Origin of the sequence: Leptolyngbya cf. ectocarpi LEGE 11479 (assembly GCF_015207065.1) — a bacterium.
Classification (GTDB): domain Bacteria; phylum Cyanobacteriota; class Cyanobacteriia; order Phormidesmidales; family Phormidesmidaceae; genus Leptothoe; species Leptothoe ectocarpi.
The window spans coordinates 1-6,242 of record NZ_JADEXP010000368.1; the positions used below are offsets into that span (position 1 = coordinate 1).

Annotated in this window: 4 protein-coding genes; 3 read left to right on the top strand and 1 reads right to left on the bottom strand. The window is 53.2% G+C overall.

Going from position 1 to position 6,242, the window contains the following annotated elements:
* Window positions 1–237: 237 nt before the first annotated feature.
* The 3 genes from IQ260_RS25830 to IQ260_RS25840 all read left to right on the top strand — a co-directional run bounded on the left by IQ260_RS25830 (window position 238) and on the right by IQ260_RS25840 (window position 5,492).
* On the top strand, window positions 238–1,605 hold the full coding sequence (locus IQ260_RS25830) for a hypothetical protein (protein WP_193995956.1): 1,368 nt from the start codon (window positions 238–240) through the stop codon (window positions 1,603–1,605).
* A 70-nt stretch (window positions 1,606–1,675) separates the two neighbouring features.
* On the top strand, window positions 1,676–3,937 hold the full coding sequence (locus IQ260_RS25835; RefSeq protein ID WP_193995957.1) for a tetratricopeptide repeat protein: 2,262 nt from the start codon (window positions 1,676–1,678) through the stop codon (window positions 3,935–3,937).
* Window positions 3,938–4,202: 265 nt separating this feature from the next.
* Window positions 4,203–5,492 carry a glycosyl hydrolase family 8 gene (locus IQ260_RS25840; RefSeq protein ID WP_193995958.1) on the top strand — a complete coding sequence of 430 codons (1,290 nt, stop codon included), beginning with the start codon at window positions 4,203–4,205 and terminating at the stop codon, window positions 5,490–5,492.
* An 11-nt stretch (window positions 5,493–5,503) separates the two neighbouring features.
* Here IQ260_RS25840 and pyrR read toward each other — a convergent pair whose 3' ends face one another.
* Entirely contained in the window at window positions 5,504–6,043 is a 540-nt protein-coding gene (pyrR, locus tag IQ260_RS25845; protein WP_193995959.1) for a bifunctional pyr operon transcriptional regulator/uracil phosphoribosyltransferase PyrR, read from the bottom strand.
* Window positions 6,044–6,242: the final 199 nt, after the last annotated feature.

Below are 6,242 nucleotides of genomic sequence, written 5' to 3' on the forward strand. Positions count from 1 at the left end.
CTATAGGGTGAATACCGATGGTAACTCTGGCTGTCAACCTCTAATGAGTGATGCGATATCAGGGTAAACACTATCTAGAAAAATTAGCAGTGGCTGATTGGGCGTGTTCGCTGGGAATGTTGCTATTTGCCAACGTTCCTTCGCACCCATCGGCAACGCCAAAACATACTTAAACACGAACATTTATTGGAAAGGACTATGAGGGATATCGCTAGGAATTTTCAGGCACTGCCACTGATGTCTTGGATGGTATGGATCGCCATGGCAGCCATTGCCGCTCCAGTGATGGCCCTGCCGACAGCAGCGGAAGATGTCACCCTAGCCTCCGAAGCTTCCGAAGCTTCTGAAGTCTTAGACTCAGACTTGGATGCAGAAGAGTCTGAAGTTGCTGAAGACACAGCTAATGAAGCCGAAGCCGACATTTTAGCGATCGCAGCCGAGTTAGAACGCGACGTATCTGCAGCTGACCCCATCCTATTGGCCCAGGAAAACTCCGGTGAACTGGCGGATCCCTCCGATCCGTTTTTCTTTGATGAAAACTCCGTAGAGATGTCCGAAGATGGGGTGCTTGCGCCCCTATCTGAGACTGAAGCTCTGCCTGACAACACAGCAGACGGAGAGACTGAGTCGGTGGAGGGTCCCCTAACGCCGCCGTCTTTAAAGCTTCAGACGGCGGCCATTCAAGAAGGCGATGAGTTTTCGGCCCGAGCCCGAGTTTATGGTCACTATTTTTTAGAATCTAATGTTGCCGTGGTGGGTGCCGTTGATCTGTCCACGGGTGACGCCTTTTCAGATACGTCTTCGACCGGGTTTAACGTCAGCGAACTTTTCGTGGTGGCCTCGCCGCCCAATGCCCCTAACTTGCGGGGAGCCGTCGGTCTTATAGAACTATCATCATTTTTTGATCGCAATAGTTTTGCCAAAGATAGTCTGACCCACTTTATTAATCCAGTTTTTCAGACCAACCCGGCCCTAGCTGCCACCCAGCTAGAGTCTAAACCTGCAGCCTTGCTACACTGGCGACCGATTGATGAGGTGATTCTCAAAGCAGCGACGTTCTCGTCTGGTGGATTTGATGATTTAACGCTGGATGCTGTTGCCGGTGAAATCGGTGTGAACCTTGGCAATCTGATTGTGCGCGGTACCTATGTCAGCTCAACGGATGATGGCGATCGCGATGGTATCCCAGAGAGTTTTCAGTTCAACCGCAATGGGGTATTTGGACCCCGAGAGGGCGATCGCGAGGTGGCCTACGGCATTAACGCCGAGTGGTTTATTCCTGAGCTAAACGCTGGGCTGTTTGGTCGCTACGGTCACCACAGAAATGCTGATTTGGATATTTCAGGTAACACCTACAGTTTTGGTGTGAACTTTCTGGACTTATTTATCGACGATGATCGCTTTGGCATCGGCTATGGCCGTGGGCTGAGCGATAACGATCGCCGCCAGGGCGATCGCCCTGATGTATTGGAAACGTTTTACGACATTCGGCTGGCACCCAACGCCCGAGCTGCCGTTAGCTGGCAGCTACGGGATGAATTTTCTGAGTCGGTATTGGGATTCCGTATTCGCGCCGACTGGGACTTATTAGAGCTTTTTGATTAGTTGGCCTTATTGCCTTTATCTCTTGATATACGGAAGACTCCAGAAGAATCTATAGGAAACACTCACTGTTATGAACTGGTATCGTCGCACGCTGGGTCTGTGTCTCAGCTTTAATTTACTGACTGCTACTCCCCTGGTGCTGGCTCAGCCGGTATTGGCCCAGCTACCCAATCTAGATAACCAGCCGACGTTGGTACGTGAAGGCTATGCCCTATTTGAGAAGGGTTGGATTGACCCGGCCTTAGAAAAGTTTTTACAAGCGGTGCAGCAGTACCCTGACTCTGGCCTGGCTCAGCTGGGGTTGGCCCGCTCCTATCTGAAACTGGGGCAGGATGCTAATGCTTTTGAGGCGTTTCGACGGCTGACGGTTCTAGAGCCCACTAATGTGGAAGCGCTTAAAACGTTAGGACTGCTGGGCACCTATCGCCCTGAGTGGCGAAATGTGGGCATTGAAGCGTTGACAACGCTGCTGGAGCAGCCGGGGTACGTCCAGGATGGTGAGGTGAGAGCCCAGCGAGCCCTGCTGCTATTCTACCAAGGCCGTTTGACTGAGGCTGTTGCTGACTATGACATTGCCCTGGCCCAGACGCCTAGTCTAGAAACCCAGATTGGTGCGGCCCAGGTGTTTGCCTATGGTGGTCGCTCTGCCCAGTCTGTTGAGCTTTTTGAACGCTATGTCAGCACCGGTCAAACCCTCAAAATTTACGAGGCCCAGGCTTACAGCTTTGCTCTCCGGCAGCAGGGTCGGGCCGACACTGCCATTACGGTCCTAGAGCCCTTGCTCGATGTTAACGGGGATGTGACTGAGCAGGCCCAGCTCAAGGCAGAGCTAGCCACGTCCTATGCGGCCAATGGTGAGTATGAACGGGGTCTAGCCCTGCTGGATACGATTCAAGGTCAGTCTCTGATGGTGGCTCGGGCATTGAGGAGCATGAGTTTCTATACCGATGCCCCTGCGGTGCGAACACGGGCTATTGGTGCCTATAGAGAAATCCTGTCCAGTTCAAGTTTGACGGTGGGCACAGCTCGGGAAGCGGCAGATGCCCTCAGTGTATATGCCAGCAGTCGGTCCACCACCCTAGCTACCTACCAACAGCTGGCGGCTCAGTATCCTGACGATATTAGTCTTTATGTCCAGGCCAGTGTCTGGGAGCGACAGCTGGCTCAAATTTCGGCCCAGGAACTGCGGCAGCGGCTGCTGGCCATCACCCTGCCCCAGAATCCTACTCAGCTGCGCTACATTGCCAGTGGTCTAGCCCAGCTGGATCCGCCGGATGTGGAACTGCTGCCGTTTTATCAAGAGGTGCTGGCGGCCACTTCGGCAGAGCCCTTTCTCCACTATCGTCTGGGACAGATTTATCTGCAGCAAAACAAGCTAGAGCTAGCCCAAGAGCAGCTGCGGTTATACGCTGGGGACGATCCGGCTGTACTGCTATTCCAAGCTGAGCAGGCCCGTCGTCAGGACGATCTTGATACAAGCATCGCGATTTATCAGCAGTTAATTAATAGCCCTAGCAGCAGCAATGAGGTGGTAACTGGGGCGCTGCAGGGGTTGGCCGGTATCTATCAAGGTCAAGGCCGCTACGCAGACGCGCTAAGTCTATATGAAGAGATTATTGCCCTCAACCCTGGCAATGATGCCAAAATCCTAGGCCAGACGAGCTTGGCCTACCAGGGGAAGTTTATCTCGGTTGAAACTGCTGAATCGGTGCTAGAGCAGTGGCTAGCTGCCCACTCTGCCAATGAGAATCCGCCTGAGCTATACAGTTTGGTGGGGGCTCTCCCCGCCGATCCGGCCCGTAGCGCTATTTATGAGTCTCTATTAGTGACCAATCCTAGCTCGTTGCTGATTCGTCAACGGCAGATCCAGGTACTGGCGATGAGCGATCCAGATGCGGCCAACGAGGCGGCGGCCCAGCTGGTGGCGGCCAATCCGGAGGCTCCGGAGGTTTACTTGCTCCAGGGTCAGATTGCCCAGGATACGGGTAAGCTATCTACGGCATCCAGAGCCTATGAAACTTTGCTGGAGCGCAATCCCGAGCAGTTTGATGCGATTGTAGGGCTAGCAGGGGTACGGTTCCAGCAGCTGCGGTATCAAGAAGCGCATCGTCTGTACGATCAGGCCATTGCGATCGCACCCGACGACATCAACCTACGTCAGACCTCCATCAGCCTCACGGTGGCGCAAGACCGCCCCTTGCAGGCCCTAGAGGAAATCAACGCCCTCCAGAGTCGAGTGCCCAGCAGTATTGGCCTACAGCGTCAGGAACTCCTCATTAAAGAAGGTCTGTTGCTACACCGAGGGTTCCAGCCTGTTTGGGAACGTTATTAAACTGTTTCTAAAGCTAGAGCCGTTGTTTGTTAAAAGCGTGAATCTCAGCGCGCAATTTGCATGAGTTCTGAGGCGGTGTGCCAGGATAGGGGCAGTGGCTCCTTGGCACACTGCCCCTATCCTGGCAATTGATACGCAGATTGATACGCAGTATTACCCATCAGGTGTAGAGCCATTTTTATAAGTGGCAAGCCATGAGATATAGAGCTATTTTCATTTGTTAGGACATTAACAACACCAGGCCAGACAAAAGGATGAGACAAACATGTTGTCGAGAGCGGTCTTTAAATGGATAAAGCGCTGGGGCTGTCTGGCGCTCGTCGGTTGCATAGCCAATGTTTTTATTGCCAGCTGTCTGCCACCGGTTCAGTCTCAAGCTGTTTATGAATTGCCCACCCAGCTACCCTCAGGGATCACACTTGAGACGGCATCCGCCGGGATTGACCGTCCTTTTTTTGAGACAACCTGGCAGCGTTATCGCGATCGCTTTATTCAAGCCGATGGTCGGGTGATCGACTGGGAAAATGACGACCAGCGCACCACCTCTGAAGGTCAGGCCTACGCCATGCTACGGGCGGTGCTGATCGATGATGCGGAAACCTTTGATCGAGTCCTCACCTGGGGAGAACAAAATCTAGAACGGCTTGATGATGATGGTCTGGTCGACCATCTGTGGGCCTGGAAGTGGGGGCCTGACGCGGCCCCAGGGGAGGCTAAAACATGGGGGATTTTGGACCAAAACTTTGCCACCGATGCCGACATCGACGCTGCCACCGCGCTGATTATGGCAGCACGACGGTGGAAAAAGCCCGCCTATCTTAACCTGGCCAAAACCAAACTCAGCGACATTTGGGAATTCTCCACCGCTGATATTTCATTGACCGACGATCTGTCCGGACGCTACTTGCTACCTGGCCCCATCGATGCTTTTCATCCGTCTCCCGAGACCTGGTATCTCAATCCCTCCTATGTTGCCCCCTATGCTTTCCGGATATTCGCTCAAGTCGATCGCCGTCACGACTGGCTAGAGCTGATCAACACCGGCTATAGAATGCTGGAGGAGAGTTCTCAAATATCAGACCTGGGGCTGCCCAGCGATTGGGTCTTACTCCACAGTGAAACACCCCACTATCGCCCCTTACCGGCCACAGCGCCCATCAAAAGCCTGTATGGGTTTGACGCCTATCGCGTGTGGTGGCGAGTAGCCCTCGATTTAATGTGGTTTAAGTCTGCTCCAGCGGGACACTATCTCAATGACCACCTGCCAGCTCTGTTGGACCGATGGCAGCAGGAGCAGAAACTGTCGGCCCAGATCGACCTGGCGGGTGAGGCTATGGTGGACTATGGAGCCACCTCCCAATATGCCATGGTGTATCCGGCTGCTCGCCATTTAGATGCCGAGGTGGCAGAGTCTATTCGCGCAGAAAAGCTGGTGCTGGCAGACCCCAATGATTTTTGGGATGGTGATTCCGCGTACTACACTCAAAACCTGGCCTGGTTAGGACTTTACCCTTCAGAATGGGTGCCAGCAGCCTGGCTGACGTCTGCTAGCTAGGCATTTTCCGCTCATTTGGGCCTCGACAATTCCACCGTATCTTTTTTGTCGATGGGCATTAGCTGTACATTGATTACCTCTTCACGGGCCGTGGGCAGCGATTTCCCAATAAAGTCTGGGTGAATGGGCAACTGTCGATGGCCTCGATCAATCAGCACGGCCAGACGGATGAGATTGGGCCGTCCATAGTCGAGGACGGCATTCAGTGCGGCTCGAATCGTGCGACCGCTAAAAATAACATCATCCACCAGCACCACTTTTTTCCCGGTCAGATCGCAGGGCATTGAACTTTTAGCTGGGGTACGGGTACTGATTTTATCGAGATCGTCTCGATAAAACGTAATGTCCAGCTCCCCTACGGGGATTGCTATTCCTTCTAGCCGTTCCATTTGCTGGGCAACAGTATGGGCTAAGGGCACACCCCGCGTATGGATACCGACCAAAACTAGGTCAGCTAGGTGATCGGTCCGCTCAATGATTTCAGAAGCTAAGCGGTTTAGGGTACGGCGAATCGCGTCTGCAGAGAGAATTTCAACTACCTGATCGGCCATGGTTAAGGCGGGAATTTATTTACTAACCATAGCGAAGAGTTTGCCCTAAACCATAAAATTTGTGTTCTCACCTTGGGCAGCTTGCCAGCTGCGGGCGTCGTAATAGAGTTCTTCTAGGGAGATTTTATACAGCACTTCCCGCAATTTTTCCTGGAGACGTCGCCAGAGAGTCAGGGTGACCCAATCCTCTGCCTTGTCT

What these genes read in the sequence shown, in the direction of transcription:
- IQ260_RS25830 (WP_193995956.1), top strand. Translation starts at nt 238, where the DNA reads ATGTCTTGGATGGTATGGATCGCCATGGCAGCCATTGCCGCTCCAGTG.
- IQ260_RS25835 (WP_193995957.1), top strand. Translation starts at nt 1,676, where the DNA reads ATGAACTGGTATCGTCGCACGCTGGGTCTGTGTCTCAGCTTTAATTTA.
- IQ260_RS25840 (WP_193995958.1), top strand. Translation starts at nt 4,203, where the DNA reads ATGTTGTCGAGAGCGGTCTTTAAATGGATAAAGCGCTGGGGCTGTCTG.
- pyrR (WP_193995959.1), bottom strand. Translation starts at nt 6,043, where the DNA reads ATGGCCGATCAGGTAGTTGAAATTCTCTCTGCAGACGCGATTCGCCGT.